The organism is Paenibacillus sp. JCM 10914 (genome assembly GCF_001315105.1).
In the GTDB taxonomy this organism is placed as follows: domain Bacteria; phylum Bacillota; class Bacilli; order Paenibacillales; family Paenibacillaceae; genus Paenibacillus_AQ.
Window position 1 is genome coordinate 1 of sequence record NZ_BAZR01000082.1, and the last position, 890, is coordinate 890.

Annotated in this window: 1 protein-coding gene; it reads right to left on the reverse strand. The window is 53.9% G+C overall.

The window, feature by feature from the left end; all coding sequences use genetic code 11:
- On the reverse strand, positions 1-857 hold an 857-nt coding region (locus JCM10914_RS28135; RefSeq protein ID WP_231638780.1), incomplete at its 3' end, for an AMP-binding protein.
- Positions 858-890: the final 33 nt, after the last annotated feature.

Sequence of the window (890 nt, forward strand, 5' to 3'; positions counted from 1 at the left end):
CCTTTCTCAGGCACAAACTTCTCCGCCGTTAGTTCCGGACGATTCCAATACCCCCGTGCCACGCCTTCTCCACCGATGTATAACTCCCCTGCCACTCCGACCGGCAACGCTTGACCCTCCACATCCAAAACGTAGAACCGGGTATTAGCCATTGCTCCACCGATCTTCACCTGCTGAGCCTCCGTCAATTCCTCCACCGACGACCATACCGTTGTCTCCGTAGGTCCGTACATATTATAAATCCGGGCTTTCGTATGTCCTTTTAATTCCTCCAGCAACCCGGCCGGTAAAGTTTCACCACCGATCATGACGTATGTCAACCGTTGCATCCACCCTGTATTCCCTCCACCGAGAATCTGCCTGATCCGCGATGGTGTCGTTTGAATCATCTCAACTCCGCAACGCTCCACCAAGTCTGCCAGCAAATGAGGATCGCTCTGCTCTGCTTCGCCCGCTAAGATTACTCTCAATCCTTTCGTCAACGGTAGGAGCGTTTCCAGCACGAAGATATCGAACGAAATGGTCGTCACGGACACCATCGTCCCACCTTCCGTTAGAGCAATTCGGTCCGTAATTCCCTGCATGAAATTCATGACCGACCGGTGCTCGATCATAACCCCTTTCGGTTGGCCTGTCGAACCGGACGTGTAGATCACGTAGGCCAGATTACCTGACGTCACGCCGCTCTTTGGCGCAGCCTCGTAACCGCTCCCTAAGGCAAGGTTATCCAGATCAATGATGCTACCGGTAAAACGCAAACGTTCGGACAGACCGTCCTTCGTAAGCACCAATAGTGCTCCACTATCCGCCAGCATGTATGCGAGACGTTCCGGCGGATATGACGGATCCAGCGGCACATACGCGCCTCCTGCTTTGAGTACCCCCAGCAA